29 protein-coding genes are annotated in these 24,362 nt (G+C 45.0%); 18 read left to right on the top strand and 11 right to left on the bottom strand.

The window, feature by feature from the left end; translation table 11 throughout:
- The first annotated feature begins 178 nt into the window (after positions 1-178).
- From arcA to F0251_RS13190, 5 genes are all read left to right on the top strand, one after another.
- The gene (gene arcA / locus F0251_RS13210; RefSeq protein ID WP_004738676.1) at positions 179-1,399 is read left to right on the top strand and encodes an arginine deiminase; all 1,221 of its coding nucleotides are present in this window, start codon (positions 179-181) and stop codon (positions 1,397-1,399) included.
- Between the two features lie 156 nt (positions 1,400-1,555).
- On the top strand, positions 1,556-2,557 hold the full coding sequence (locus F0251_RS13205; RefSeq protein WP_061033898.1) for an ornithine carbamoyltransferase: 1,002 nt from the start codon (positions 1,556-1,558) through the stop codon (positions 2,555-2,557).
- A gap of 269 nt (positions 2,558-2,826) precedes the next feature.
- Positions 2,827-3,756, top strand: a complete 930-nt coding sequence (gene pyrB, locus F0251_RS13200; RefSeq protein ID WP_004738679.1) for an aspartate carbamoyltransferase — start codon at positions 2,827-2,829, stop codon at positions 3,754-3,756.
- Between the two features lie 12 nt (positions 3,757-3,768).
- A complete protein-coding gene (gene pyrI, locus F0251_RS13195) occupies positions 3,769-4,230 on the top strand; it encodes an aspartate carbamoyltransferase regulatory subunit (protein ID WP_004738681.1) in 462 nt (153 codons plus the stop codon).
- A 134-nt stretch (positions 4,231-4,364) separates the two neighbouring features.
- On the top strand, positions 4,365-4,754 hold the full coding sequence (locus F0251_RS13190) for a RidA family protein (RefSeq protein WP_004738682.1): 390 nt from the start codon (positions 4,365-4,367) through the stop codon (positions 4,752-4,754).
- Between the two features lie 108 nt (positions 4,755-4,862).
- Here F0251_RS13190 and F0251_RS13185 read toward each other — a convergent pair whose 3' ends face one another.
- From F0251_RS13185 to mlaF, 8 genes are all read right to left on the bottom strand, one after another.
- On the bottom strand, positions 4,863-5,588 hold the full coding sequence (locus F0251_RS13185) for a 1-acylglycerol-3-phosphate O-acyltransferase (protein WP_171731130.1): 726 nt from the start codon (positions 5,586-5,588) through the stop codon (positions 4,863-4,865).
- 153 nt (positions 5,589-5,741) lie between these two features.
- Positions 5,742-7,007 carry a UDP-N-acetylglucosamine 1-carboxyvinyltransferase gene (gene murA, locus F0251_RS13180; protein WP_008220410.1) on the bottom strand — a complete coding sequence of 422 codons (1,266 nt, stop codon included), beginning with the start codon at positions 7,005-7,007 and terminating at the stop codon, positions 5,742-5,744.
- Positions 7,008-7,015: 8 nt separating this feature from the next.
- Positions 7,016-7,270 (bottom strand): BolA family iron metabolism protein IbaG, encoded by a 255-nt coding sequence (gene ibaG / locus F0251_RS13175; RefSeq protein ID WP_004738686.1) that lies wholly within the window; start codon positions 7,268-7,270, stop codon positions 7,016-7,018.
- A gap of 13 nt (positions 7,271-7,283) precedes the next feature.
- On the bottom strand, positions 7,284-7,592 hold the full coding sequence (locus F0251_RS13170; RefSeq protein WP_061033900.1) for a lipid asymmetry maintenance protein MlaB: 309 nt from the start codon (positions 7,590-7,592) through the stop codon (positions 7,284-7,286).
- On the bottom strand, positions 7,592-8,206 hold the full coding sequence (locus F0251_RS13165; RefSeq protein ID WP_116872052.1) for a phospholipid-binding protein MlaC: 615 nt from the start codon (positions 8,204-8,206) through the stop codon (positions 7,592-7,594). Before F0251_RS13165 ends, F0251_RS13170 begins: the two co-directional genes overlap by 1 nt.
- A 49-nt stretch (positions 8,207-8,255) precedes the next feature.
- Positions 8,256-8,747: an outer membrane lipid asymmetry maintenance protein MlaD gene (mlaD, locus tag F0251_RS13160; protein WP_061033901.1), complete on the bottom strand. Its 492-nt coding sequence runs from the start codon at positions 8,745-8,747 to the stop codon at positions 8,256-8,258.
- A 2-nt stretch (positions 8,748-8,749) separates the two neighbouring features.
- Positions 8,750-9,529: a lipid asymmetry maintenance ABC transporter permease subunit MlaE gene (gene mlaE, locus F0251_RS13155; RefSeq protein WP_008220420.1), complete on the bottom strand. Its 780-nt coding sequence runs from the start codon at positions 9,527-9,529 to the stop codon at positions 8,750-8,752.
- Between the two features lies 1 nt (position 9,530).
- Entirely contained in the window at positions 9,531-10,325 is a 795-nt protein-coding gene (gene mlaF / locus F0251_RS13150) for a phospholipid ABC transporter ATP-binding protein MlaF (protein WP_008220421.1), read from the bottom strand.
- A 265-nt stretch (positions 10,326-10,590) separates the two neighbouring features.
- Between mlaF and F0251_RS13145 the strand changes: the two genes are divergently transcribed.
- From F0251_RS13145 to mgtE, 12 genes are all read left to right on the top strand, one after another.
- Complete coding sequence (locus tag F0251_RS13145) at positions 10,591-11,556, top strand: calcium/sodium antiporter (RefSeq protein ID WP_008220425.1); 966 nt, start codon at positions 10,591-10,593, stop codon at positions 11,554-11,556.
- Positions 11,557-11,590: 34 nt separating this feature from the next.
- Positions 11,591-12,562, top strand: a complete 972-nt coding sequence (gene kdsD / locus F0251_RS13140; RefSeq protein WP_008220426.1) for an arabinose-5-phosphate isomerase KdsD — start codon at positions 11,591-11,593, stop codon at positions 12,560-12,562.
- Positions 12,562-13,119, top strand: coding sequence for a 3-deoxy-manno-octulosonate-8-phosphatase KdsC (gene kdsC / locus F0251_RS13135; RefSeq protein WP_061033902.1), 558 nt, complete (start codon positions 12,562-12,564; stop codon positions 13,117-13,119). Before kdsD ends, kdsC begins: the two co-directional genes overlap by 1 nt.
- Entirely contained in the window at positions 13,116-13,679 is a 564-nt protein-coding gene (gene lptC / locus F0251_RS13130; protein ID WP_008220430.1) for an LPS export ABC transporter periplasmic protein LptC, read from the top strand. The genes kdsC and lptC overlap by 4 nt, the downstream gene beginning before the upstream one ends.
- Positions 13,660-14,154, top strand: a complete 495-nt coding sequence (gene lptA / locus F0251_RS13125; protein WP_004738701.1) for a lipopolysaccharide transport periplasmic protein LptA — start codon at positions 13,660-13,662, stop codon at positions 14,152-14,154. The genes lptC and lptA overlap by 20 nt, the downstream gene beginning before the upstream one ends.
- 2 nt (positions 14,155-14,156) lie before the next feature.
- On the top strand, positions 14,157-14,882 hold the full coding sequence (gene lptB / locus F0251_RS13120) for an LPS export ABC transporter ATP-binding protein (protein WP_004738702.1): 726 nt from the start codon (positions 14,157-14,159) through the stop codon (positions 14,880-14,882).
- A gap of 54 nt (positions 14,883-14,936) precedes the next feature.
- Positions 14,937-16,397, top strand: coding sequence for an RNA polymerase factor sigma-54 (locus tag F0251_RS13115; RefSeq protein ID WP_105025877.1), 1,461 nt, complete (start codon positions 14,937-14,939; stop codon positions 16,395-16,397).
- Between the two features lie 61 nt (positions 16,398-16,458).
- On the top strand, positions 16,459-16,746 hold the full coding sequence (gene hpf / locus F0251_RS13110) for a ribosome hibernation promoting factor (protein WP_008220435.1): 288 nt from the start codon (positions 16,459-16,461) through the stop codon (positions 16,744-16,746).
- A 1-nt stretch (position 16,747) separates the two neighbouring features.
- Positions 16,748-17,209 carry a PTS IIA-like nitrogen regulatory protein PtsN gene (ptsN, locus tag F0251_RS13105; RefSeq protein ID WP_004738707.1) on the top strand — a complete coding sequence of 154 codons (462 nt, stop codon included), beginning with the start codon at positions 16,748-16,750 and terminating at the stop codon, positions 17,207-17,209.
- 1 nt (position 17,210) lies between these two features.
- Positions 17,211-18,080 (top strand): RNase adapter RapZ, encoded by an 870-nt coding sequence (gene rapZ, locus F0251_RS13100; RefSeq protein ID WP_102424948.1) that lies wholly within the window; start codon positions 17,211-17,213, stop codon positions 18,078-18,080.
- Between the two features lie 2 nt (positions 18,081-18,082).
- Positions 18,083-18,358: an HPr family phosphocarrier protein gene (locus F0251_RS13095; RefSeq protein ID WP_008220439.1), complete on the top strand. Its 276-nt coding sequence runs from the start codon at positions 18,083-18,085 to the stop codon at positions 18,356-18,358.
- A 148-nt stretch (positions 18,359-18,506) separates the two neighbouring features.
- Positions 18,507-19,862, top strand: coding sequence for a magnesium transporter (mgtE, locus tag F0251_RS13090; protein WP_004738711.1), 1,356 nt, complete (start codon positions 18,507-18,509; stop codon positions 19,860-19,862).
- A 95-nt stretch (positions 19,863-19,957) separates the two neighbouring features.
- On the opposite strand, the gene pmbA is transcribed toward mgtE, so the two are convergent.
- Positions 19,958-21,301 carry a metalloprotease PmbA gene (gene pmbA, locus F0251_RS13085; RefSeq protein WP_171731129.1) on the bottom strand — a complete coding sequence of 448 codons (1,344 nt, stop codon included), beginning with the start codon at positions 21,299-21,301 and terminating at the stop codon, positions 19,958-19,960.
- 118 nt (positions 21,302-21,419) lie between these two features.
- Between pmbA and yjgA the strand changes: the two genes are divergently transcribed.
- On the top strand, positions 21,420-21,944 hold the full coding sequence (yjgA, locus tag F0251_RS13080; RefSeq protein ID WP_008220444.1) for a ribosome biogenesis factor YjgA: 525 nt from the start codon (positions 21,420-21,422) through the stop codon (positions 21,942-21,944).
- 79 nt (positions 21,945-22,023) lie between these two features.
- Here the strand turns inward: yjgA and thiQ are convergent, their stop codons facing one another.
- Together thiQ and thiP are read right to left on the bottom strand one after the other, a co-directional pair.
- Positions 22,024-22,728, bottom strand: coding sequence for a thiamine ABC transporter ATP-binding protein (gene thiQ / locus F0251_RS13075; RefSeq protein WP_061033907.1), 705 nt, complete (start codon positions 22,726-22,728; stop codon positions 22,024-22,026).
- A gap of 10 nt (positions 22,729-22,738) precedes the next feature.
- On the bottom strand, positions 22,739-24,334 hold the full coding sequence (thiP, locus tag F0251_RS13070; RefSeq protein ID WP_171731128.1) for a thiamine/thiamine pyrophosphate ABC transporter permease ThiP: 1,596 nt from the start codon (positions 24,332-24,334) through the stop codon (positions 22,739-22,741).
- Positions 24,335-24,362 lie beyond the last annotated feature (28 nt).

The raw sequence follows: 24,362 nt of genomic DNA, 5'->3' as shown, positions 1-24,362 counted from the left end.
AAAAATGTTGTTCCATGCTAAACGCACTCAATTGGAATTTAACACCTAATTTCCAACAAAAAATGGTTTTTAGTTTGGATAATTTCAAAAATACTTCATTTTTACACAAACCCTAAAACTTGCATATTACGATCAAGCTTGTCATAAATAGACGCTGGATTAAAAGTAAGGATGCAAAATGAGTAAGCTGTACGTTGGCTCCGAAGTCGGTCAATTAAGACGAGTTCTCCTAAATCGACCTGAAAGAGCACTCACCCACCTCACCCCTTCTAACTGTCATGACCTTCTATTTGATGACGTATTGGCTGTGGAAGCTGCTGGTGAAGAACACGATGCCTTTGCAGAGACTCTACGTAATCAAGACGTAGAAGTACTGCTACTGCACGATTTATTGGTAGAGACGCTTGCCGTACCTCAAGCACGCGAATGGCTGCTAAACACTCAAATCTCAGATTTCCGTTATGGGCCTACCTTTGCTCGTGACTTAAGAAACTATCTTGCTCAAATGGATAATGAGCATCTAGCGACAATCTTACTGGGTGGCTTGGCGTATTCAGAGCTTCCTATCAAATCATCATCGATGCTTCCTAAAATGCATCGCCCACTTGATTTCGTTATCGAGCCATTGCCTAACCACCTATTTACACGCGATACTTCGTGTTGGGTTTATGGCGGTGTGTCGCTAAACCCAATGATGAAGCCAGCACGTCAACGTGAGACAAACCATCTACGCGCTATCTATCGCTGGCACCCTGTGTTTGCAGGACAAGACTTCATTAAGTACTTTGGTGATGAGGACCTTCATTACGACAACGCCAACATTGAAGGCGGCGATGTACTGGTTATTGGTAAAGGCGCGGTACTTATCGGTATCTCTGAGCGTACCAAACCACAAGGCGTTGAGAACTTAGCGGCGAGCCTATTTAAGTCAGGGCAAGCAACCGAAGTGATCGCTATCGATCTACCAAAGCACCGTTCATGTATGCACCTTGATACGGTAATGACACACATGGATATCGATACCTTCTCTGTGTATCCAGAAATCGTTCGTAAAGATTTAGACACATGGCGCCTAACACCAAAAGAGAATGGTGAGATGCGCGTAGAGAAAGCGGAAAACTACCTGTCAGCGATTGAAGGTGCGCTAGGTCTTGATCAGCTTAAGATCATCACTACAGGTGGTGACAACTACGAAGCTGAACGTGAGCAGTGGAATGACGCCAACAACGTACTGACAGTGAAACCGGGCACGGTTATCGGTTACGAACGTAATGTTTACACCAACGAGAAGTACGACAAGGCAGGTATCGAAGTTCTAACGATTCCAGGTAATGAACTGGGTCGTGGCCGTGGTGGCGCTCGTTGTATGAGCTGCCCTATCGAAAGAGACGGTATCTAAGCTGATAACTCAATAGAGTAAAAATACATAACTCATCTAGGCCAGTACCATTGTACTGGCCTTTTTTATTAATTTAAAAAAATAAATATTCACAAATATAGCATTTTTATGTTTAACTGGGTTCTTCATTGATTCTATATACGCAAGGAGCGAGAGATGGCCTTTAATCTTCGCAATCGTAACTTTCTAAAACTACTAGACTTTACTCCTAAAGAGATTCAGTTTTTACTCGATCTGTCTGCTGATCTAAAAAAAGCTAAGTATGCAGGTACTGAACAAAAGAAGCTTATTGGTAAAAACATCGCTTTGATCTTTGAAAAGGCATCAACGCGAACGCGATGTGCGTTTGAAGTCGCCGCTTTTGATCAAGGCGCTCAAGTGTCTTACTTGGGTCCTTCGGGCTCTCAGATCGGTCAAAAAGAATCAATGAAAGATACAGCACGCGTATTAGGCCGTATGTACGATGGCATCGAGTACCGTGGCTTTGGTCAGAGCATCGTCGAAGACCTTGGCGCTTATGCTGGTGTTCCAGTGTGGAATGGCCTTACTGATGAATTTCACCCAACTCAGATCTTGGCTGACTTCCTGACCATGATCGAACATGGTCGCGGTAAACAGCTACATCAAATCAGCTTTGCTTACCTAGGTGATGCTCGTAACAATATGGGTAACTCTCTATTAGTAGGGGCTGCCAAGATGGGCATGGATATTCGCCTTGTCGCGCCAAAAGCTTTCTGGCCAGAAGAGCAGCTTGTCGAAGAGTGCCAAGCTATCGCGCAAGGTACCGGCGCTAGAATCACGCTGACTGAAGACGTTGCTGAAGGCGTAAAAGGCTGTGACTACCTCTACACCGATGTTTGGGTATCGATGGGCGAAGCGCCAGAAGCTTGGGACGAACGTGTGGCAGTGATGAAACCATATCAAGTGAATATGGATGTGATTAAGCTAACGGGCAACCCTCAAGTGAAATTCATGCACTGCTTACCCGCTTTCCACAATAATGAGACCGTCATCGGTCAGCAGGTGGCTGACAAATATGGCATGAACGGTTTGGAAGTGACGGATGAAGTGTTTGAATCTGACTACTCTATCGTGTTTGATGAAGCGGAGAATCGCATGCACACCATCAAAGCTGTCATGGTCGCAACACTCGGTTAATTGAGAATAGTGAAAGTAAACAAAAGCTTGATGTAATCGCTTGCGCTCACAAATTGAAAGCGTATAATTCTCGGCAATTTGTCTGAGAGTAGTGAAAATGACGCCAACCAATATTGTGATCACACATAATAAAATTGTGAAAACACCTAATATTGCTCGTAAGCTAGCATGCTTGCCAGGCGGTCTATTCTGCTTTTCAGCACTTTTTTAAAGCCTCCCATTATGGGGGGCTTTTTTGTGGCCAATACATTATTGTGGGGAAGAAGATCATGGCGAATTCGCTCTATCAAAAGCACATCATCTCAATTCCAGAGCTTTCTCGTGAAGAGCTAGAATTAATTGTTCAAACGGCTGGTCAGCTTAAAGCAGAACCAAACCCAGAACTTATCAAGAACAAAGTTGTGGCTAGCTGCTTCTTCGAACCTTCAACGCGAACTCGTCTCTCTTTTGAAACTGCGATTCAACGCATCGGTGGTGATGTGATTGGTTTCGACAGCGGCGGTAACACCTCACTGGCGAAAAAAGGCGAAACGCTAGCAGACTCAGTACAGGTTATCTCTTCATACGTTGATGCGTACGTAATGCGTCACCCTCAAGAAGGTGCAGCGCGCCTAGCGTCTGAGTTCTCTAACGGTGTACCAGTAATCAACGCTGGTGATGGTGCTAACCAACACCCAACACAAACCCTGCTTGATCTATTCTCTATCGCTGAGACACAAGGCCGCCTAGACAACCTTAATGTCGCGTTCGTTGGTGACCTTAAATACGGCCGTACGGTTCACTCTCTGACTCAAGCACTGGCTAAGTTCGATAACATCTGTTTCTACTTTGTAGCGCCAGAAGCATTGGCTATGCCTGATTACATCTGTGAAGAGCTTGACGAAGCTGGCATCAAATACCAACTCCTGACCGACATGGAAGATGTGATTCCTGAGCTGGATGTTCTATACATGACTCGCGTACAGAAAGAACGCTTTGATGAGTCGGAATACGCACACATCAAGTCAGCCTACATCCTAACGGCTGCTCTATTAGAAAATGCACGTGATAACTTGAAGGTACTGCACCCGCTTCCTCGCGTTGATGAAATCACTGTCGATGTCGATAAAACACCTTACGCTTACTACTTCCAGCAAGCTGAAAATGGTGTTTACGCGCGTGAAGCATTACTAGCCCTTGTTCTTAACGAAACGCTGTAGAGGAGAGATATCATGTCTAAAGAGACTCAATTAAAAGTTGAAGCAATCAAGAACGGTACCGTTATCGACCACATCCCAGCAAACATCGGGATCAAGGTGCTAAAACTGTTTGATATGCACAACTCTCATCAGCGTGTCACTATTGGTTTAAACCTGCCTTCTTCAGCACTTGGCGGTAAAGACTTACTTAAAATTGAGAATGTGTTTATCACCGAAGAGCAAGCAAACAAGTTAGCACTGTACGCACCTCACGCAACGGTAAACCAAATCGAAGATTACGAAGTGGTTAAGAAGCTAGCGCTTGAACTACCTGAGCAAATCAACGATGTGTTTGAGTGTCCAAACACCAACTGCATTACTCACAACGAGCCGGTTGAGAGCAGCTTTAAGATCTTTGAGAAGAATGAAGATATTCGCCTGAAATGTAAGTACTGCGAAAAAGTCTTCTCTCGCGAGATCGTGACAGAAAGATAAGCTTCGCGTAGCACGTGATTAATGTAAAAACTATGAAATACCTCGCCCGTGCGGGGTATTTTGCGCTTTACCTAGCCACGGTTTGTAGGCACACTGAAAAACGATTTTTATCTAATAACTGATGGAATAAACCAATGACTAAAGTACTTCACACAGAATCGGCTCCAGCTGCAATCGGCCCATACGTACAAGGCGTTGACCTTGGCAACATGGTACTGACTTCTGGTCAAATCCCAGTAAACCCAGCAACTGGTGAAGTATCTGCTGATATCGCAGAGCAAGCACGCCAATCTCTAGACAACGTGAAAGCGGTTGTAGAAGCTTCTGGCCTGACTGTAAAAGACATCGTTAAGCTAACTGTATTCGTTAAAGACCTAAACGACTTCGGCACAGTAAACGAAGTTTACGGTAAATTCTTTGATGAGCACGGCGTTGCAAACTACCCTGCACGTTCATGTGTTGAAGTAGCTCGTCTACCAAAAGATGTTGGTATCGAGATCGAAGCTATTGCAGTTCGCAAATAGGTTCCACTCTATTTAGTCAGTGGCTTAATGCAGAGCTAAGCACTGATTAGATACAAAAAAGGTTGCCAACTGGGCAACCTTTTTTATTATTTGTTTTCTGCGTTTAAGCTACTTCTTATTAAGCTCAACCACTTCTTTGTCTAGCTCTTCCAACTTAGCCGCCATCTGTTCACGAGTTAGGTTTGCTAATTCACGAACATTCGACTTGTCGTAACCTTCGGTATTAATTGGGGCTAGCATTTCCACAATCACATGACCATTGTTCCAACGGTTTAGCTTAACGCCACCTGTAGAGCTACATACGATAGGTATAATAGGTAAGCCTGCGCCAATTGCCGCATGGAAAGCGCCAGTTTTAAATGGCAACAGACCACGGCCTCTTGAACGCGTTCCTTCAGGGAACATCCATACCGAAACATCGCTGCCTTTCAGATTATCGACCACTTGATCAATCGTACCAACCGCTTTGCTGCGGTTTGCACGGTCGATTAGAATATTACCCGTCAACCAGTAAAGCTGACCAAACAGAGGCATCCACGCTAGACTTTTCTTACCAACAGTTACCACTTTAGGCGTCACAGCCGATGATACCGTGAACAGGTCCCAGTTATTCTGATGGTTCGCAACATAAACATGTTGACCACGAGAGTAAGCATCTTCAGGGATACGCAGCTCTAGCTTGATACCAAACACTTTCGACATACGACCGAAGTAACGACCAAAGGTAAATACGTGCTTTGGGTTACGTGGGCTAAGTAGACAATAGCCACAGCCGAATACAAACATAAGAATCGCAAATATCGCCAATGCGAAAATACGTAATATTGCTATCATTTTGTTCCTCACAACCGCAAAGCTTACCCACCTATTCACTTTATAATAAGCAAACAGGTTCACTTGCGGTAAATACAACTATAAAAAAGCCGAAACCAAGGTTCCGACTTTTTGTGTTTTCATTTTACTGATTCATGAATTTACTAACCTAAGTTAGTTTGAGTCACGAAATCGGGTAATGTTTGCGCCCAGCGCTGAAAGCTTATCTTCAATCTTATCGTAGCCACGATCGATGTGATAGATACGGTCAACGATGGTTTCGCCTTGTGCGATACAACCAGCAATAACAAGGCTCGCTGATGCACGAAGATCCGTTGCCATTACTTGAGCGCCGCTCAACTGCTCGGTTTCACCACAGATAGCTGTATTACCTTCAATCTCCGCTTTTGCACCCATTCGCTGAAGTTCAGGAATATGCATGAAACGGTTTTCGAAGATGGTTTCAGTGATCACACCGCTACCTTTCGCCATCATGTTAAGCAGAGTAAACTGAGCTTGCATGTCGGTTGGGAAACCAGGGTGTGGTGCCGTTACGATTTTCACCGCTTTAAGCTCACGACCTGTCATATCAAGACTGATCCAGTCTTCGCCCGTTTCAACCTTCGCACCCGCTTCTTCAAGCTTCGCTAAGGCAGCTTCAAGAAGATGAGCGTTAGTGTTACGACAAACGACTTTACCGCCAGAAACCGCTGCAGCAACAAGGAAAGTACCCGTTTCAATACGGTCTGCAACCACAGAGTGTTGACCACCACCTAGACGCTCAACGCCCTCGATAGTAATCGTATCTGTACCTGCGCCAGAAATCTTAGCACCCAGTTTGTTAAGGAAATCAGCCGTATCAACAATCTCAGGCTCACGCGCTGAGTTATCTAATACCGTTTTACCTTCTGCGAGTGTTGCTGCACACATGATAGTGATCGTAGCGCCTACGCTTACTTTATCCATCACGATGTGCGCGCCTTTCAAACGGCCATCAACACTTGCTTTCACATAACCATCTTCCAATGTAATGGTTGCACCTAGTTGCTCTAGGCCATGGATATGCAGATCAACAGGGCGAGCACCAATTGCACAACCGCCAGGAAGTGACACTTGGCCTTCACCAAAACGAGCAACGAGAGGACCTAAAGCCCAGATAGAAGCACGCATTGTTTTTACTAAATCGTAAGGCGCACAAAATTCATTAATTTCGCTGCCATCAACATGAACGCTTCCGTTACGTGATACTTTCGCGCCTAAACGCTTTAGCAGTTCCATCGTAGTATCGATGTCACGTAGATGAGGAACGTTACTTACTTCCACTGGCTCTTCAGCAAGAATTGAAGCAAATAGGATTGGTAGCGCAGCGTTCTTTGCGCCAGAGATCGTCACTTCACCGCTTAACGGCTTGTCTGATCCAATAACTCGAAACTTTTCCATCATAAACCTTAAAGTGACATCAGTTTCTTATCACGTTCCCACTCTTCCGGCGTAAATGCCTTGATAGAAAGAGCATGGATGTCATTGCGTTGAATGTATTCCATTAGTGGGCCGTAGATTAGTTGCTGCTTCTTAACTCGATTCATGCCGTCAAAACATGGATCAACCGCAACAACTTCGTAATGACTGCCTTCACCCTTCACGATAATTTCTTGAAGGTTCAGTGCCTCTGCTAATAATTCTTGTACTTTTGTGCTGTCCACAAATAGCTCCTGCCTAATTTTTTATGTGTTCTGCCATCATTGGCTGGATATTGCTCAATTGGAACAACGTTCGTAATTGTTCTGGCACGAAACTGAGCATTATATGACAGTTTTGATTTTTTGCATGCTCTAATAAGTGAATTAGCATCACCATTCCTGCTGAATCGACTCGATTTATATGGCGAAGGTCAATTTCAACGCTCGATTCCGTTGTTTGCCACTTTTCCAATATACGCCAGATTGCAGGAACACTGTCTCGGTCAATATCTCCGATAAGCTGATACTCTTTAGAGCTTAGCGCTTGCCATTGAGATTGGCTCATTATTTATTACTCTCAAAGCGAATCGGTTGTGCAGCCAGTTTTTCTAGCTCGTCAGCAACCGCTAAGATACCGTCTTGACGAATCTTAGTATTCCACTCTGATTGCTTACTCGACAGCAGGCTGATCCCCTCCGCAACCATATCAAATGCTTTCCACTCGCCAGACTTTTTGTCTTTGCGAAGCTTAAATTCAAGTTTGATGTTAGGTCGTGGTGAATCGATGATATCGACCTTGATGCTGGTAATACGACTGTCTGCTTTGATTTTTGGCTCAGGACCAAATTCAATTGTCTGATCTGTGTATTGAGTCAGCACTTGCGCGTAAGAAGAAACCAAGTATTTACGGAATGAGTCGATAAATACACGCACATCTTTTCTATCTGCGCCTTTCAAGTTTGGCCCAAGCAGCTTAAGTGCTGCATATTGAGCATTCACATAAGGCATCAACTCTTCTTCCACGATCACCTTGAGTAATTCTGGATCTTTGTGGATATTGTCTTGTTCGCTCTTCAAACGCTCAAATGCCACCTCAGCGACTTGCGTCATCATTTGGTAAGGCTGCGTTTTATCAATAGTTGCATCCGCAAAAGCTTGAGTTGAAACCAACAAGGCCATTACAGCGAAAAAACCTATTTTCAAGTGTTTCATCGTTTTCAACATCATCTTATTCCTCAGCGTTATTGTCATCAGAGCCGCCAACGCTATAGAGCACTTGGCCAATCAAATCTTCGAGTACCAATGCCGATTTAGTGTCTTCAATCGAATCACCATCAACCAACATCTCTTCATCGTCAAAAATGAAGCCTGGAACTAAACTGATGTACTGCTCACCGATTAAACCTGACGTTAAGATTTGAGCACTAGAGGTATCAGGAAACTGTGAGTACTTCGCATCAATCGACATTTCAACCACAGGCAGATAGCTTTCGGTATCAAGCTCAATGCTTTTCACACGACCAACAACTACGCCACCAACCTTCACTGGAGAACGAACTTTTAGGCTACCAATGTTGTCAAAGGTCGCTTTCAGATTGTAAGTATGGTTTGAACCCAGCCCTTTTACGTCAGCGACTTGAAAGATCATGATTAAGATTGCGCAAATTCCGGCTATAACAAAGGTGCCGACCCATAATTCTAACTTTCGAGTTTGTTGCATGATTAATTCCCAAACATCAATGCGGTAAGAACAAAATCTAGCCCTAATACCGCTAGAGAAGAGTGTACTACTGTACGTGTGGTTGCTTGACTAATACCTTCAGAGGTCGGTACCGCATCATAACCATTGAAAAGAGCGATCCAAGTTACGGTGATGGCAAACACCATGCATTTGATCATGCTGTTACCGATATCTCGACCTAACTCAACAGAAGACTGCATCGCTGACCAAAAGCTGCCGTGATCAATGCCTTTCCAATCAACACCGACTAACTGGCCGCCCCAAATACCGACCGCCATAAAGATCATCGCCAGTAGAGGCATAGAGATAAGCCCAGCCCACAAGCGTGGTGCAATAATGCGCTTTAGAGGATCTACCGCCATCATTTCTAAACTGGAGATCTGCTCCGTTGCTTTCATCAAACCGATTTCAGCCGTCAGTGCTGAACCAGCACGACCAGCAAACAGCAATGCAGTAACCACAGGGCCAAGTTCACGTAACAATGAAAGTGCGACCATTTGGCCAAGGTTGCCCTCAGCGCCGTAGTCAATTAACACGACATAACCTTGCAGGCTTAATACCATGCCAATGAACAAGCCCGAAACTAAAATAATAGCCAATGACTGAACGCCAACGCTATAAAGTTGTTTAACTAATAAAGGGAAGTTTTTTAGTCGCGGGATGCCAAACAAAGCCCCGAATAACATCAGGCTTGCTCGACCAAATGACTCACAGATCGCAAGTGTTCGCTTACCGACACCTGCAATAGTTTTAGCAATCATATTAAAACAAATCCTTTTCAAGACTTTGCGCTGGGAACCTAAATGGCACAGGGCCATCAGCTTCGCCTTGCAAAAATTGCTGCACTCTCGGGTCGTCATTGTTGTACAACTCTTCCGGTGACCCAGCAGCAATGATTTTGCCATCTGCGAGTAGGTAAACCCAATCCGCGATACTCATTACTTCTGGAACATCGTGAGAAACAACAATCGAGGTTAAGCCCAAGGCTTGATTGAGGTTACGAATAAGCTCAACCAACACACCCATTGTAATTGGATCTTGGCCGACAAAGGGCTCATCGTACATGATAAGTTCAGGATCCAGCGCGATAGCACGCGCCAATGCGGCACGCCTTGCCATTCCGCCAGACAACTCACTTGGCATTAACTGCGCTGCACCACGTAACCCTACAGCCTCAAGCTTAAGTAACACGATGGTACGAATGAATTTTTCGTTAAGTTCAGTGTGCTCACGCAGTGGAAACGCCACATTATCAAACACATTGAGATCCGTAAAAAGTGCACCCGATTGAAAAAGCATGCTCATTTTTTTACGTGCTTGATAAAGCTTTCGACGAGATAGAGTTGGGATATTGTCGCCATCAAACCAAACTTCACCGTTATCTGGAGGCAATTGTCCACCAATCAAACGCAGTAAAGTTGTTTTACCGATCCCTGATGGCCCCATGATGGCAGTAATCTTGCCTTGAGGGACCTCTAAACTGATGTCGTCAAAAATAACGCGATCACCGCGTGAGAAGCTAAGGTTCTTAACTTTTACAAGTTCAGTATTCGACATACTCTTGTAGTTTCCTTGCTTTAAAAAACGCCAATTATGGCTGCAATAATAATGAGTCTACTTTAGAATTAAAAGCACTGTTCAATTAATTCATATTAAACAGGAATCTATGCAGGGATTTGAAAGCATTAGAAAATTATCTTTTCAGATCTCTTTCTCAGTCGCTAAGTGGTAATTAATTTGCTGAGTGACTTCCCTTTTATCTACCAACAGGTCAAAATTAGCGGTTAATTCTCCGTTTTTTATTAATTTTTTAGGAATCATCATGCTTGAAGCGATTGCGTTTCTTATTATCGGTCTAGGTTTTTTGGTGTGGAGTGCAGATAAGCTGGTTTACGGCGCCGCAGCTCTTGCTCGCAACTTCGGTATCTCACCATTAGTTATCGGTATGACGATTCTTGCAATGGGCTCTTCAGCTCCAGAAATGATGGTTTCTGCAACCGCTGCACTTGATGGCAAAACAGATACTGCGGTCGGAAATGTTTTAGGCTCAAACATTGCCAACATTGCGCTAATTTTAGGTATCACTGCGCTTATCAAGCCGCTATCAATCAGCTCCGCTGTGATTCGCCGTGAACTACCACTCATGATTGGTGTCACTTTACTAGCTGGCGCACTGCTTTGGGATAACCACTTAGGTTTCTACGAAGGCGTATTGCTATTTGTTCTGTTCGGTGCGTTTTTGTTTGCCATGCTGCAAATCAGCCGCAGTGAGAAAAAGAACGGCGATGCGTTTCTTGATGAACAAGAATCAGAGATTCCAGAGGGTGTTAGTAACCCGAAAGCTGCAATGTGGGTAGTAATTGGTCTTATCATTCTTCCTTTAGCCGCTGATATGCTGGTTGATAATGCCGTGATCATCGCTAAGTTCTTCGGCATGAGCGACCTTGTTATCGGTTTAACCATTATTGCCGTTGGTACCAGCCTACCTGAGCTTGCTGCATCACTTGCTGGTGTAATGAAAGGCGAAGACGATATGGCCGTGGGTAACATCATTGGCTCAAACGTATTCAATATTCTGGCTGTTATGGGTATTCCAGGCATCCTAAACCCTTCTATCTTGAGCGAATTTGCGATGGGTCGTGACTTCTGGGTCATGCTAGGTGTATCTCTGCTACTTGTTGTGATGGCGCTAGGTAAATCACGCAGTGTGAATCGTATTGAAGGTGGCGTGTTAATCGTGACGTTTGTGGCTTACCAAAGCTACCTACTAATGAACATGTCGGCTTAATTGTTGACTTAACTTTCCGTACTTGGAGTATTTGATGTCTCAGCCATTTGATTATCGCAGTGTTGCCAAACAAGTTTTGGAAACCGAAGTTGCAGGTCTCACTCAATTGGACCAATATTTTAATGATGATTTTTGCAAAGCTTGCGACTTAATCCTAAACAACAAGGGTAAAGTGGTTGTGATGGGCATGGGTAAATCCGGCCATATCGGCAACAAAATCGCAGCAACGCTAGCAAGTACGGGGACATCAGCTTTCTTCGTTCACCCAGGTGAAGCGGCACACGGTGACTTAGGCATGATCGAACCGGGTGATATCGTGATTGCAATATCGAACTCAGGTGAATCAGGTGAAATTCTTAGCTTGTTTCCTGTGTTGAAGCGTTTGAACATCAAGATCATCAGCATGACAGGTAAGCCTGCATCGAATATGGCGACCTTGTCTGATATCCATTTACAAATTTCGGTGCCGGAAGAAGCGTGTCCGCTAGGTTTAGCCCCAACAACCAGCACCACTGCTACCCTAGTAATGGGTGATGCATTAGCCGTTGCACTTTTACAAGCTCGAGGCTTCACGGCTCAAGACTTTGCCCTATCTCACCCAGGTGGCGCTTTAGGTCGTCAGCTACTATTGAAACTAGACGACATCATGCACACAGGCGATGCACTCCCTGTCGTTGCACCTGATGCTTTAGTAAGAGATGCTTTACTAGAGATATCTCAGAAAGGCTTGGGCATGACAGCCATCGTTGATCAAGATGGTCAAATGGCCGGTATTTTTACCGATGGTGATTTACGTCGTATCTTAGATAAACGCGTTGATATTCATAGCACTCAAATTGGCGATGTGATGACGCTAAACCCTACCGTTGCCGATCCGAACATGCTTGCGGTTGAGGGTTTAAACTTAATGCAAGCTAAAAGCATCAATGGCTTGATGCTATGCCAAGATGGCAAACTAGTTGGTGCTCTAAACATGCATGATTTATTGAAAGCTGGAGTAATGTAATGACACAGACAGTCGAAACTCTCTACGGCACTGTTGACTCAGATGTATTTGCTATCGCAAAAGACATCAAACTCCTAATTTGCGATGTAGACGGCGTATTCTCTGATGGTCGTATCTACATGGGCAACAATGGTGAAGAGCTGAAAACCTTTCACACTCGTGACGGCTACGGCATCAAATCACTGATGAACGCGGGCATTGAAATCGCAATCATCACAGGCCGTAAATCTCAGATTGTTGAAAATCGAATGACGGCTCTCGGTATCAAACTTATTTATCAAGGCCAAGACGATAAAGTTAAGGCTTACCAAGACATTTGCGATAAGCTTTCTGTTAATCCTGAGAACACTGGTTACATCGGCGATGATCTGATCGACTGGCCGGTAATGGAAAAAGTTGGCTTGAAAGTTTGTGTAGCAGATGGTCACCCGCTACTTGCACAGCGAGCAAACTATGTGACAACCATCAACGGTGGTCACGGTGCAGTACGTGAAGTCTGCGACCTTATTTTACAAGCAAGAAATGAACTCGACGTGCATAAAGGTTTAAGCATATGAGTTTTACTCGTATTATCTATTTAATACTAATATTTATTGCCTCTTGGTCGACCTACTACTTGTTCGACAAAGAGCAAACATCGACGATACAAGTGGCTCCGAATTTGGAGCTACCTGCTTTTAGCGGCAACAGCCTAAACAACATCAGTTACGATGAATCAGGCATTCGCAGCTACCAAGTTGAATCGACGTATTTAGAACACTTCTCGGTGGTTGGCGACACGCACTTTCAAAACCCTGTCCTCTCGGTATTCCGTGAAGGACATACGATTGAATGGCAAGTCACCGCTGATCGCGCGATTATGGATGAAAATCAGGTTGTCACTTTTTATGACAACGTTGTGGCAAAGAATCTACTGCCAGGGGCAAGCTTCGATACAATGACCACTGAAAAAATGGTGATTGAGCTGAAAAGCCGAGATTTTTATTCAGATACTCCGGTCCATATGATCGGTACATTTTTTGAAAATGAGGGTCAAGCAATAAAAGGTAACTTCGGTACCAACAATGCGACTCTCTTTAATTCTGTTCAAGGTAGATATGAAACTCTTACACCTTAGTTTATTCGCTTTGACTCTTGCGGCACCAAATGTCTACGCCCTATCTTCGGATAGCGAGCAACCTGTCTACATTGACTCAGACAGCCAGCAATTGGATATGAAAAGTAACCAAGTAACCTTCATCGGTGATGTAAACCTGAAACAAGGCAGCATCAATATCAATGCCGATAAAGTGATTGTTACCCGCAACGCCGTAAATGGTGAGATTGAAGAGATTCAAGGCTTCGGTAAACCGGCGACCTTCTCTCAACTGACTGATGATGGAAAGACGCTCTACGGTGAAGCTGACGACCTACATTACCAGCTTGTTGCTGACAAACTGATCATGACCAAGAATGCGATGCTATCTCAAGATGGCAGTATCATCCGAGGCTCTAAAATCACTTACCAGATTGGCTCTCAGAAGCTAGTCGCTGACAGTGGTGAGAACAAACGAGTATCAACGGTTTTACAACCAACGGAAGTGAATAAGTAGCCATGGCCGTTCTAAAAGCACAAAACCTAGCGAAAACATACAGCAAACGTAAAGTAGTGACTGACGTAAGCCTGCAGGTTGAGTCAGGCCAGATTGTCGGCTTGCTTGGTCCTAATGGTGCCGGTAAAACGACTTCTTTCTACATGATTGTAGGCTTAGTTGCACGTGACGAAGGTACCATCAGCATTGATGACCGAGATATCAGTATCTTACCAATGCATAGCCGTTCGCGACTTGGTATTGGTTACTTGCCTCAAGAAGCGTCTATCTTCCGCAAGCTGTCTGTAGAGAACAACATCATGGCGGTGTTACAGACCCGTGATGAGATGACCAATGAGCAGCGTCAGGATAAGCTAGAAGACCTTCTAGAAGAGTTCCACATCCAACATATCCGTCACAGTAATGGTATGGCCCTATCGGGTGGTGAACGTCGTCGTGTTGAAATCGCTCGCGCCCTTGCAGCAAACCCTCAGTTTATCTTGCTAGACGAACCGTTTGCTGGTGTTGACCCGATCTCGGTTATCGATATCAAGAAAATCATCGAACACCTGCGCGATCGCGGTTTGGGGGTTTTGATTACCGACCACAACGTTCGTGAAACATTAGACGTGTGTGAAAAGGCCTACATCGTGAGCCAAGGACACCTGATCGCAGAGGGTACTCCTGAAGATGTTCTCAATAACGAACAAGTTAAACAAGTTTATCTAGGCGAACAATTCCGTCTATGATTATATAGAGAGTATCGAGAGTTCTAAGAATAATAACTAGGTAAGTAACACTGAATGAAACCCTCATTACAACTTAAGCTAGGCCAACAGTTAGCAATGACTCCTCAATTGCAGCAAGCGATTCGTTTGTTGCAGTTGTCTACTTTAGATTTGCAACAAGAGATCCAAGAAGCACTTGAATCTAACCCACTACTCGATGTCGAAGAAGGCAATGAAGAAACGCCATCATCGGAAGAAAAGCCTAGCAGTGACGAGAAAGAAACAGTTGAAGCCGCAGAGCAAGACTTACCTGACAGCTCAGACTTAATCGAAAAATCAGAGATTGGTAACGAGCTCGAGATCGACACAACTTGGGAAGATGTCTACAGCGCAAATACAGGTAACACTGGTATTGCTATCGATGACGACATGCCTGTATATCAAGGTGAAACCACCCAAAGCCTGCACGATTACCTACTTTGGCAACTCGACCTCACACCATTCACAGAAACAGACCGAAGCATTGCATTCGCGCTAATCGATGCCATCGATGACTATGGCTATCTCACCGTATCTTGTGAAGACATCCTTGAAAACTTCGACAGTGAAGACGTAGAGCTTGATGAAATCGAAGCTGTGCGCAAAAGAATCCAACAGTTTGACCCATTGGGTGTTGGTTCACTAAATCTTCAAGATTGCTTACTGCTACAACTGGCGACTTTCCCACAAGACACACCTTGGCTTGAAGAAGCTAAGTTAGTGCTTACTAGCCATATTGACCAACTCGGTAACCGTGATTACAAACTCGTGATCAAAGAAACTAAGTTGAAGGAAGCAGAGCTACGTGAGGTTCTGCAGCTCATTCAACAACTGGACCCACGACCTGGCAGCAAGATTACGCCAGACGAAACCGAATATGTGGTTCCTGATGTGTCGGTATTTAAAGACCTAGGTAAATGGTTAGTGACCATTAACCCGGACAGTGTGCCAAAGCTGAAAGTCAATCAGCAATATGCCGACTTAGGCAGTAAAGGCAATAGCGCTGATAACCAATACATTCGCTCAAACTTGCAAGAGGCGAAATGGTTAATCAAAAGCTTAGAAAGCCGAAATGAGACGCTACTCAAAGTTGCGCGATGCATTGTTGAACATCAGCGCGATTTCTTCGAACATGGCGAAGAAGCGATGAAGCCAATGGTACTCAACGATGTTGCTTTAGCCGTTGATATGCACGAATCCACGATCTCTCGTGTGACGACTCAAAAGTTCATGCATACACCTCGTGGCATCTTCGAACTGAAATACTTTTTCTCGAGCCATGTCAGTACTGACAATGGCGGCGAATGTTCATCGACAGCAATTCGAGCACTCATTAAGAAGCTTGTTGCGGCAGAAAATACCGCTAAGCCTCTCAGTGATAGCAAGATAGCTGCTTTACTGGCTGACCAAGGAATTCAGGTAGCTAGACGTACGATAGCGAAATACCGTGAGTCTCTGGGCATTGCCCCATCGAGTCAGCGTAAACGCCTGCTATAAGCTAATTTAATAGCTTTTTGCTTAATAGCTATTATCAGGCACCAACTGAAAAGGAAAGTCTATGCAAATCAATATTCAAGGCCATCACGTTGATCTTACCGATTCAATGCAAGACTATGTTCACACCAAATTCGACAAACTTGAGCGCTTCTTTGATCATATCAATAGTGTTCAGGTTGTATTAAAAGTTGAGAAAATCAATCAAATTGCAGAAGCGACCCTTCATGTAAATCAAGGTGAGATTCATGCAACAGCAACAGATGAAAGCATGTATGCTGCGATTGATTCATTGGTTGATAAACTCGTCCGCCAACTCAACAAGCACAAAGAAAAGCTAAGTAGTCACTAACATGCAATTAAGCGAAGTACTTTCATTGGACTGCACCAAAAGTGCAGTCCAATGCACAAGCAAAAAAAGAGCCCTTGAGCTCATCAGTCAAATCGCAGCAGAGAGCTGTGGTCAAGATTCAACAGAGCTATTTGAGTGCATGTTGAGCCGCGAGAAGATGGGCAGTACCGGTATTGGTAATGGTATCGCCATTCCTCACGCTCGTATGAATGTCAGTGATAAAGCCATCGCTGTATTGCTGCAATGCCAAGATCCGATCGAATTTGATGCGATTGATAACCGTCCTGTCGACCTACTATTTGCCTTGCTTGTTCCTAGCGAACAGTGCAAAGAGCATCTAAAAACCCTTTCTTGTATGGCAGAACGACTAAACGACAAGCAGACTCTTAAACAGCTGCGTAATGCTCAGAGCGATCAAGAGCTTTACGACATCATGATTCAAGTGCCAACTTGCGAGCAATAACATGCGATTAATCGTGGTTAGTGGCCAATCAGGGGCCGGTAAAAGTGTTGCGTTACGAGTCCTAGAAGACTTGGGGTATTACTGTGTCGATAATCTACCAGTAAACCTGCTCAACAACTTTGTCGAATCGGTACGCGAAAGCAACCAAAACGTTGCGGTAAGTATTGATATACGTAACCTACCGAAAGAGCCTCAGTTAGTCACCGACACGCTCGAGCAACTCGAGTTAGCTACAAACATCGATGTTGATGTATTGTTCCTCGATGCCAGCAAGCAGACACTCCTTAAGCGCTACAGCGAAACCCGCAGAATCCACCCTTTATCAATTGGCCAAGAGAAACTTTCTCTGGAGCAGGCTATTGATTTAGAAAAGACACTTCTCAGCCCTCTAGCAGAGCAAGCCAGCATTGTGATTGATAGCAGTGACTGCAACCTCTACGAGTTGAGTGAAAAAGTGCGCTTTAAAGTCGAAGGCAAAGAGAAGCAAGAACTAATCATTGTCTTTCAATCTTTCGGCTTTAAATTTGGTCTGCCAAGCGATGCCGACTACGTGTTTGATGTTCGCTTCTTGCCAAACCCTCACTGGGAACCTGACTTACGACCAATGACAGGCCTTGATGCTCCGATTCACTCCTTCCTAGAGCAGCATCAAGAAGTGATTGAACTCAAACAACAGATTCAAGGCTTTGTTGAGCAGTGGCTACCAATGTTAGAGAAAAACAATCGCAGTTACCTAACGGTAGCCATTGGTTGTACTGGTGGTAAGCACCGCTCGGTGTATCTAACGCAGAAAATTGGCGAATACTTCGAACAACTTGGTCATCAAGTTCAAATCAGACATGCCTCTTTAGAGAAGCATCAACAGGGCTAACCATGGAATTAACTCGAACTGTACTGATCCAAAACCGTTTGGGTCTTCACGCTAGAGCGGCCGTAAAGTTGGTTGAGCTTGCACAAAGCTTTGATGCCACTATCACAATTCATAGTGAAGAAGATAAAAGTGCCACCGCAGACAGCGTAATGGGACTATTGATGCTGGAGTCAGCCCAAGGCCAACACATCACGATTCAAGCTTCGGGTACTGATTCACAACAAGCACTTGATGCCGTTTGCCACCTTATCGAAGATAAATTTGATGAGGGTGAGTAGCCAAGACGCTTTACTCACAACACCGCAAACTCAAACGGTGAACCAACCTATATTAAATCTTAGTTCTACCTAAGTTTATGATTTAAATAAGCCCTAGAATTAAGTTACTATTCCAAGCATTGTAAGAATAATGAGATAGGAGGAAAATATGGCAGAGCAATTAGAATTCGACCAAGCTCACCAAACCCTCCAAGAAGTCAGCGAAGCCCTAGAAAACGGCCGATTTGTTCACGTACGCCGACAACTTCAGGACATGGAACCTGAGGATATTGCACACCTTTTAGAAGCCTCCCCTCGCAAAAGTCGTGACGTACTCTGGCAACTCACCGATCCAGAAGACTACGGTGAAATTCTTGATGAACTAAACGAAGACGTCAAAGATGCTCTTGTGTCAAAAATGGCACCAGAGACCTTGGCCGAAGCAACCGAAGGCATGGAGACCGATGACGTCGCGTACGTACTTCGAAGCCTGCCCGACGATGTATCTCGCGAAGTCCTTTCTCAAATGGACTCCGCCGATCGTGCACTAGTTGAAACCGCCCTGTCGTACCCAGAAGATTCTGCCGGTGCGATCATGAATACCGACGTAATCACGATTCGTGGTGATGTCGATGTCGATGTTGTATTGCGTTATTTACGTATGCGTGGCGAACTGCCTGATGCAACCGATGCTCTGTATGTCATTGATGAAGAAGAGCGCCTTATTGGTAACTTGTCACTGACGACACTGATTACGACTCAGCCTGATATCGCCGTTTCAGAAGTGATGGACGATGCAGATGAAGCCATCTCAGTAGAGACCAGCGCGTCGGATATCGCGAGCTTATTTGAGCGTCGTAACTGGGTTTCAGCACCGGTTGTCGATAGCAACCAACATCTCGTTGGTCGTATCACCATCGATGACGTGGTTGATGTTATCCGTGAAGATGCCGAACACTCGATGATGAGTATGGCAGGTATGGACGATGACGAAGATACCTTCGCACCGGTCGTAAAATCGGCTCGTCGTCGTAGCGTATGGCTTGGTGCTAACGTTCTAGCAGCGCTTGCTGCCGCATCTGTTTCGAACATGTTTGAAGCAACGCTCGACCAAATGGCTGCGATTGCGGTTCTGATGACGATTGTACCGTCGATGGGTGGTGTTGCTGGTAACCAAACCGTTGCTCTAGTGATTCGTGGTTTAGCACTTGGTCACATCGGTGACAGTAACAAACGCGAACTACTATTCAAAGAGGCAGCTATCGGCTTCCTCAACGGCGTTCTATGGGCCGTTATCATTGGTGGTATTGTGGTAGCTTGGAAAGGCAACTGGATACTGGGAGGCATCATCTCAGCAGCAATGATGACCAACTTGATTGTGGCAGGTATCGCTGGTGTAACCATTCCAGTGATGCTGAAGAAGATGAATATCGACCCAGCCCTAGCCGGTGGTATGGCGCTCACAACAGTAACTGATGTTATTGGCCTATCGGTGTTCTTAGGCTTAGCGACCATACTTATCTAAGTTGTCGTCATAAGTCACTTTAACTGCGAAACACTGAATACAAAAAGGGAGCCATCGGCTCCCTTTTTTAGTTCTTCAAGTTGGCGTTAAGTGAATTACTCACCTGCCACTTTCATAGACTCAAGCAGGATAGAACCCGTCTGAATTTGAGAGCGTGTTTCAACGTCGTTACCCACTGCAACGATCTGGTTGAACATGTCTTTTAGGTTACCCGCGATCGTCACTTCCGATACTGGGTATTGGATTTCTCCATTCTCAACCCAGAAACCTGCAGCGCCACGAGAATAATCGCCAGTGACAGTATTTACGCCTTGGCCCATCACTTCAGTTACGAGGAAGCCAGTACCCAACTCTTTCAGCATCTGCTCAAAGTTTTGACCTGTCGACTTAACGAACCAGTTATGAATACCACCAGCATGACCTGTCGGTGTCATATCCATTTTACGTGCTGCGTAACTCGTTAGTAGATAAGTGGCTAAAACACCGTCAGTGATGATTTCACGATCTTGAGTAAATACCCCTTCACTATCAAATGGGCTCGACGCCAAGCCACGTAAGATATGTGGGCGCTCAAAGATATTGAACCAATCTGGCAAGATTTTCTGACCTAGATGATCCAATAGGAAGGATGCTTTGCGATACAGGTTACCACCGCTGATCGCCATCACTAGGTGACCAATAAGGCCAGTCGCTACATCATTGGCGAACATGATCGGGTATTGACCTGTTGCTAGCTTTTTAGCATCTAAGCGGCTAATGGTCTTTTCTGCTGCTTCTTGACCTACGCGCTCAGGCGTCCTTAGCTCATCACGGTGACGTGCAACGGTATAGCTGTAGTCACGTTCCATTTCACCATTAGCACCCTGACCAATCACGCAACAGCTCGTGCTATGACGGCTAGATGCATAACTTGCTAGCAAACCGTGGCTGTTACCATAGACCTTAACACCATAGTGGCTGTCGTAACTCGCGCCATCACTTTGTTTGATCTTGTCGCTATAAGCTAATGCTTGCTTCTCAGCAGCAATCGCAATCTCAGCGGCATAGTCTGGGTTTGGTTCATCAGGGTGAAAAAGGTCCAAGTCTGGAATCTCTTTCACCATGTATTCTTTTGCTGCAGGGCCAGCGAACGGATCTTCCGAGGTGTACTGAGCGATATCGAGTGCAGCTGCGACTGTTTGAGCAATCGCTTTTTCACTCAGATCAGATGTAGATGCACTGCCTTTTTTCTGGCCGCGATAAACAGTAATGCCTAGCGCACCATCACTATTAAATTCAACGTTTTCCACTTCACACATGCGTGTTGAAACACTCAAACCCGTTGACTTAGTAATAGCGACCTCAGCGGCGTCGGCACTCACAGAGGCCATGTCCAACGCTTTTGCAACTGCGGCTTCTAGATCAACTCTTTGCTGGGCGACTTGCTGTTTTACATCCATATCTATTCTAATTTTGTAGGTCAATATTACGTAGGATAACAAGAATTTCGCTTTCTCCCCAAGATTCTTGCTAAAATAGGCAATATATTCGTTTGAGATAGTGACATAGGCAGAAAAGATGGCTCGCAAAAACCAAAAAGCTCCATGGGAACCAGAAGAAGAAATCATCTGGGTAAGTAAAACCGAAATGAAAACGGACATGGAAGCCCTACAGAAACTAGGGGAAGAACTTGTTACCCTAAAGCCATCAGTATTAGAGAAATTCCCTCTGTCTGAAGATTTGGCACTCGCGATTAAAGACGCACAGCGCTTTAAAAACGAAGCAAAACGTCGCCAGCTTCAATACATTGGTAAGATCATGCGTAACATCGACCCAGAGCCGATTCAAGCGGCTTTGGACAAGGTACGTAACAAGCACTCACAAGCAACAGCAGAGCTACACAAGCTTGAGCAACTGCGTGACCGTATCGTTGAAGAAGGTGATGCTGCTATTTCAGAAGTCATGGAAATGTACCCTGAAGCAGACCGTCAACGTCTTCGTCAACTTGCTCGCCAAGCTAACAAAGAGAAGAAAGCAAACAAGCCAGCAAAGGCTTTCCGTGAGATCTTCCAAATTCTGAAAGAGCTAAAACAAGACGACTAATCCGTCATCGTGTTATCAGCTCCCTATAAAAAGACCTAGCACACGCTAGGTCTTTTTTGATTCTGTTGTTCATTGAGTACTACTCGCCAGCTCCAACAAACGAGCTGAGCTCTGGCTGAGGGTGGTCGACAGTGAGTACCTCAATTGAATCCTCAACCAATACCTTCCCCAAAGCAACGAACACAAATTTATTCGCAATGCTACGCGCATCACCTAAATGGTGCGTCACCATCAAAACCGTAATATTTCGCTCTGCCGCTAATCGCTTCACTAAGCTAAGCATCTCTTCTCGCAGCAAAGGATCAAGCGCAGAGAAAGGTTCATCAAGCAGCCAAATATCATGAGGCTGAACAAAACAACGCGCTAAGGCGACACGTTGGCGTTGACCGCCTGATAAGTGCTCAGGCAATCGATCCAAATACTCAGCAACACCAACTTGCGCTGCGGCTTGTTCCACAGATTGCTTTTGGGTTGCGGTAAGCTTTAACCCAGGATGCAACCCTAAACCAATATTTTCACGTACCGTGAGGTGAGCAAATAGGTTGTGTTCTTGAAACAGCATTGCCAAAGGTCGCTGATGTGCTTCTTTGCCAATAAGCGACTGGCCGGCCACTGAAATCTCACCCGATGTTGGCTCAATAAACCCAGCAACCAATGCGAGTAGCGTTGATTTACCCGCACCACTTGGCCCCATCAGAGCAACAATATCACCCTGCTCGGCTTGGAAATCAAAACTAAACAACTCTTGGTGGTAGTGGTAATCCACATCTTTCATCACTAACATCATAGGTTCCTTAACTCTTTAGCTTTGAGCTTCGAGTAAACAAAAATTCAATCAGGCTAAAGCTGCCAACACTCAGTAACAGCAAACTCACTGACACCACAGCAGCCGCTTCCATTTGATAGCTACCTAACAATTGGAATAGATACAAAGGCAAGGTTCTAAAGTCTTGGCTACCAAACAAGGCAATCGCGCTTAGATCGCCCATCGCCAACATAAAACTGATTGAGAAAGCCTGCGCCATCGGTTTACGCAATGCACGCCACTCCACTAACCTAAAGCGAGTAAAGCCAGTCATACCTAAACTGGCACACACATATTGATATTGCTGAGACAGATGCAACATAGGTTGGGCAAGTGTCTTAATCACATAAGGCAGCGCCATTAGGCTATTTACGGCAATCACAATAAAGAAAGCCAAGCTGAACACATCGGTAAATGAACGTAGCAATAAGAAGATACCTGTGCTGATCACTAATCCCGGCGTCACCAAGATAATAGTGCCGATCAGCTCGATTTTATCGGCTCTGATCGTCTTATTTTGCAAGCGCCATGCTCGGCTCGTGAGCAATATAGCGATACCTATGCCAACAGCAATAACACTCGCCAATAAAGCGACTCTCACCGACGTCATCAGCGCCGCCCAAAATGGCTCACTGCTCAGTACTGTCAAGGCTTGAGCGTTAATACCACTAACAAGCACCATCAACAGTGGCGGTAATACGAGTATTGATACCATGATGATCCAAAAGCTATCCCAAGCTTTTGACCACCAGCTGTCCTTAACCAAATACTTCTCTTCCGACAGCTGACTCGCCGTCACTGAGATAGGCTTAGATAGGCGCTGAATACTCACCGCTAACAAGCCACATAACAGCATTTGCCATATCGCCAGCAAAGCCCCCGCTTGCAGATCAAAGTCGAATTTAATCGCCTGATAAATAGCGAGCTCAATAGTGGTTGACTTAGGCCCACCGCCCAGCGCCATCACAGTTGCAAAGCTGGTAAAGCACAGCATGAAGACTAAGCCACATACATGGGGTAACTGTTGTCTTAAGCGAGGCCATTCAACCCATTTGAATTTATTCCAATGACTCATGCCTAAATGCGCACACAACTTGTGCTGCTCTGCAGGCACGGTATCTAACGCTTGCAGAAGTAAGCGACTAGCATAAGGCAGGTTGAAGAAGACGTGTGCCAACAAAATACCATTCAGGCCATAAATAGAGAATGGGAGCTCAATGTCGAAGTTCGCCAAGGATTTAGCTAACCACCCACTGTTGCCGTAAATCGCTAACAAACCGAATACACCGACCAACACAGGCAGAACTAAGGTCGACGCAAAGAGCCTTAACAGTAGTGCTCGCCCAAAAAACTGTCTGCGACACAGGGCGTGTGCAATAGGTATAGCAAAGCCAACACTCAGCACCGTTGAGAGTGTCGCTTGATAAAAACTGAACTTCGTTACATGCCAATAGTAGGGATCGGACCATACTTGGCTGATATCAAGAGAAGGGGCATTGCTAAGCAATGCCCCTACTGCTGAAACCACGAAGGCGGTAATGAGTATCGCAACCCAAATACCGACCTTAGGCGTTTTCTTTATCATAAATTGATTATTACCGTAAAAAGTCCAT

This window comes from Vibrio sp. 070316B (assembly GCF_013114115.1).
GTDB classification, from domain to species: Bacteria; Pseudomonadota; Gammaproteobacteria; order Enterobacterales; family Vibrionaceae; genus Vibrio; species Vibrio chagasii_B.
This window is presented reverse-complemented; position numbering and strand designations above follow the sequence as displayed.

Coding starts and splice junctions, on each gene's coding strand:
- arcA (WP_004738676.1), top strand. CDS start 179: ATGAGTAAGCTGTACGTTGGCTCCGAAGTCGGTCAATTAAGACGAGTT.
- F0251_RS13205 (WP_061033898.1), top strand. CDS start 1,556: ATGGCCTTTAATCTTCGCAATCGTAACTTTCTAAAACTACTAGACTTT.
- pyrB (WP_004738679.1), top strand. CDS start 2,827: ATGGCGAATTCGCTCTATCAAAAGCACATCATCTCAATTCCAGAGCTT.
- pyrI (WP_004738681.1), top strand. CDS start 3,769: ATGTCTAAAGAGACTCAATTAAAAGTTGAAGCAATCAAGAACGGTACC.
- F0251_RS13190 (WP_004738682.1), top strand. CDS start 4,365: ATGACTAAAGTACTTCACACAGAATCGGCTCCAGCTGCAATCGGCCCA.
- F0251_RS13185 (WP_171731130.1), bottom strand. CDS start 5,588: ATGATAGCAATATTACGTATTTTCGCATTGGCGATATTTGCGATTCTT.
- murA (WP_008220410.1), bottom strand. CDS start 7,007: ATGGAAAAGTTTCGAGTTATTGGATCAGACAAGCCGTTAAGCGGTGAA.
- F0251_RS13170 (WP_061033900.1), bottom strand. CDS start 7,592: ATGAGCCAATCTCAATGGCAAGCGCTAAGCTCTAAAGAGTATCAGCTT.
- F0251_RS13165 (WP_116872052.1), bottom strand. CDS start 8,206: ATGGCCTTGTTGGTTTCAACTCAAGCTTTTGCGGATGCAACTATTGAT.
- mlaD (WP_061033901.1), bottom strand. CDS start 8,747: ATGCAACAAACTCGAAAGTTAGAATTATGGGTCGGCACCTTTGTTATA.
- mlaE (WP_008220420.1), bottom strand. CDS start 9,529: ATGATTGCTAAAACTATTGCAGGTGTCGGTAAGCGAACACTTGCGATC.
- mlaF (WP_008220421.1), bottom strand. CDS start 10,325: ATGTCGAATACTGAACTTGTAAAAGTTAAGAACCTTAGCTTCTCACGC.
- F0251_RS13145 (WP_008220425.1), top strand. CDS start 10,591: ATGCTTGAAGCGATTGCGTTTCTTATTATCGGTCTAGGTTTTTTGGTG.
- kdsD (WP_008220426.1), top strand. CDS start 11,591: ATGTCTCAGCCATTTGATTATCGCAGTGTTGCCAAACAAGTTTTGGAA.
- kdsC (WP_061033902.1), top strand. CDS start 12,562: ATGACACAGACAGTCGAAACTCTCTACGGCACTGTTGACTCAGATGTA.
- lptC (WP_008220430.1), top strand. CDS start 13,116: ATGAGTTTTACTCGTATTATCTATTTAATACTAATATTTATTGCCTCT.
- lptA (WP_004738701.1), top strand. CDS start 13,660: ATGAAACTCTTACACCTTAGTTTATTCGCTTTGACTCTTGCGGCACCA.
- lptB (WP_004738702.1), top strand. CDS start 14,157: ATGGCCGTTCTAAAAGCACAAAACCTAGCGAAAACATACAGCAAACGT.
- F0251_RS13115 (WP_105025877.1), top strand. CDS start 14,937: ATGAAACCCTCATTACAACTTAAGCTAGGCCAACAGTTAGCAATGACT.
- hpf (WP_008220435.1), top strand. CDS start 16,459: ATGCAAATCAATATTCAAGGCCATCACGTTGATCTTACCGATTCAATG.
- ptsN (WP_004738707.1), top strand. CDS start 16,748: ATGCAATTAAGCGAAGTACTTTCATTGGACTGCACCAAAAGTGCAGTC.
- rapZ (WP_102424948.1), top strand. CDS start 17,211: ATGCGATTAATCGTGGTTAGTGGCCAATCAGGGGCCGGTAAAAGTGTT.
- F0251_RS13095 (WP_008220439.1), top strand. CDS start 18,083: ATGGAATTAACTCGAACTGTACTGATCCAAAACCGTTTGGGTCTTCAC.
- mgtE (WP_004738711.1), top strand. CDS start 18,507: ATGGCAGAGCAATTAGAATTCGACCAAGCTCACCAAACCCTCCAAGAA.
- pmbA (WP_171731129.1), bottom strand. CDS start 21,301: ATGGATGTAAAACAGCAAGTCGCCCAGCAAAGAGTTGATCTAGAAGCC.
- yjgA (WP_008220444.1), top strand. CDS start 21,420: ATGGCTCGCAAAAACCAAAAAGCTCCATGGGAACCAGAAGAAGAAATC.
- thiQ (WP_061033907.1), bottom strand. CDS start 22,728: ATGTTAGTGATGAAAGATGTGGATTACCACTACCACCAAGAGTTGTTT.
- thiP (WP_171731128.1), bottom strand. CDS start 24,334: ATGATAAAGAAAACGCCTAAGGTCGGTATTTGGGTTGCGATACTCATT.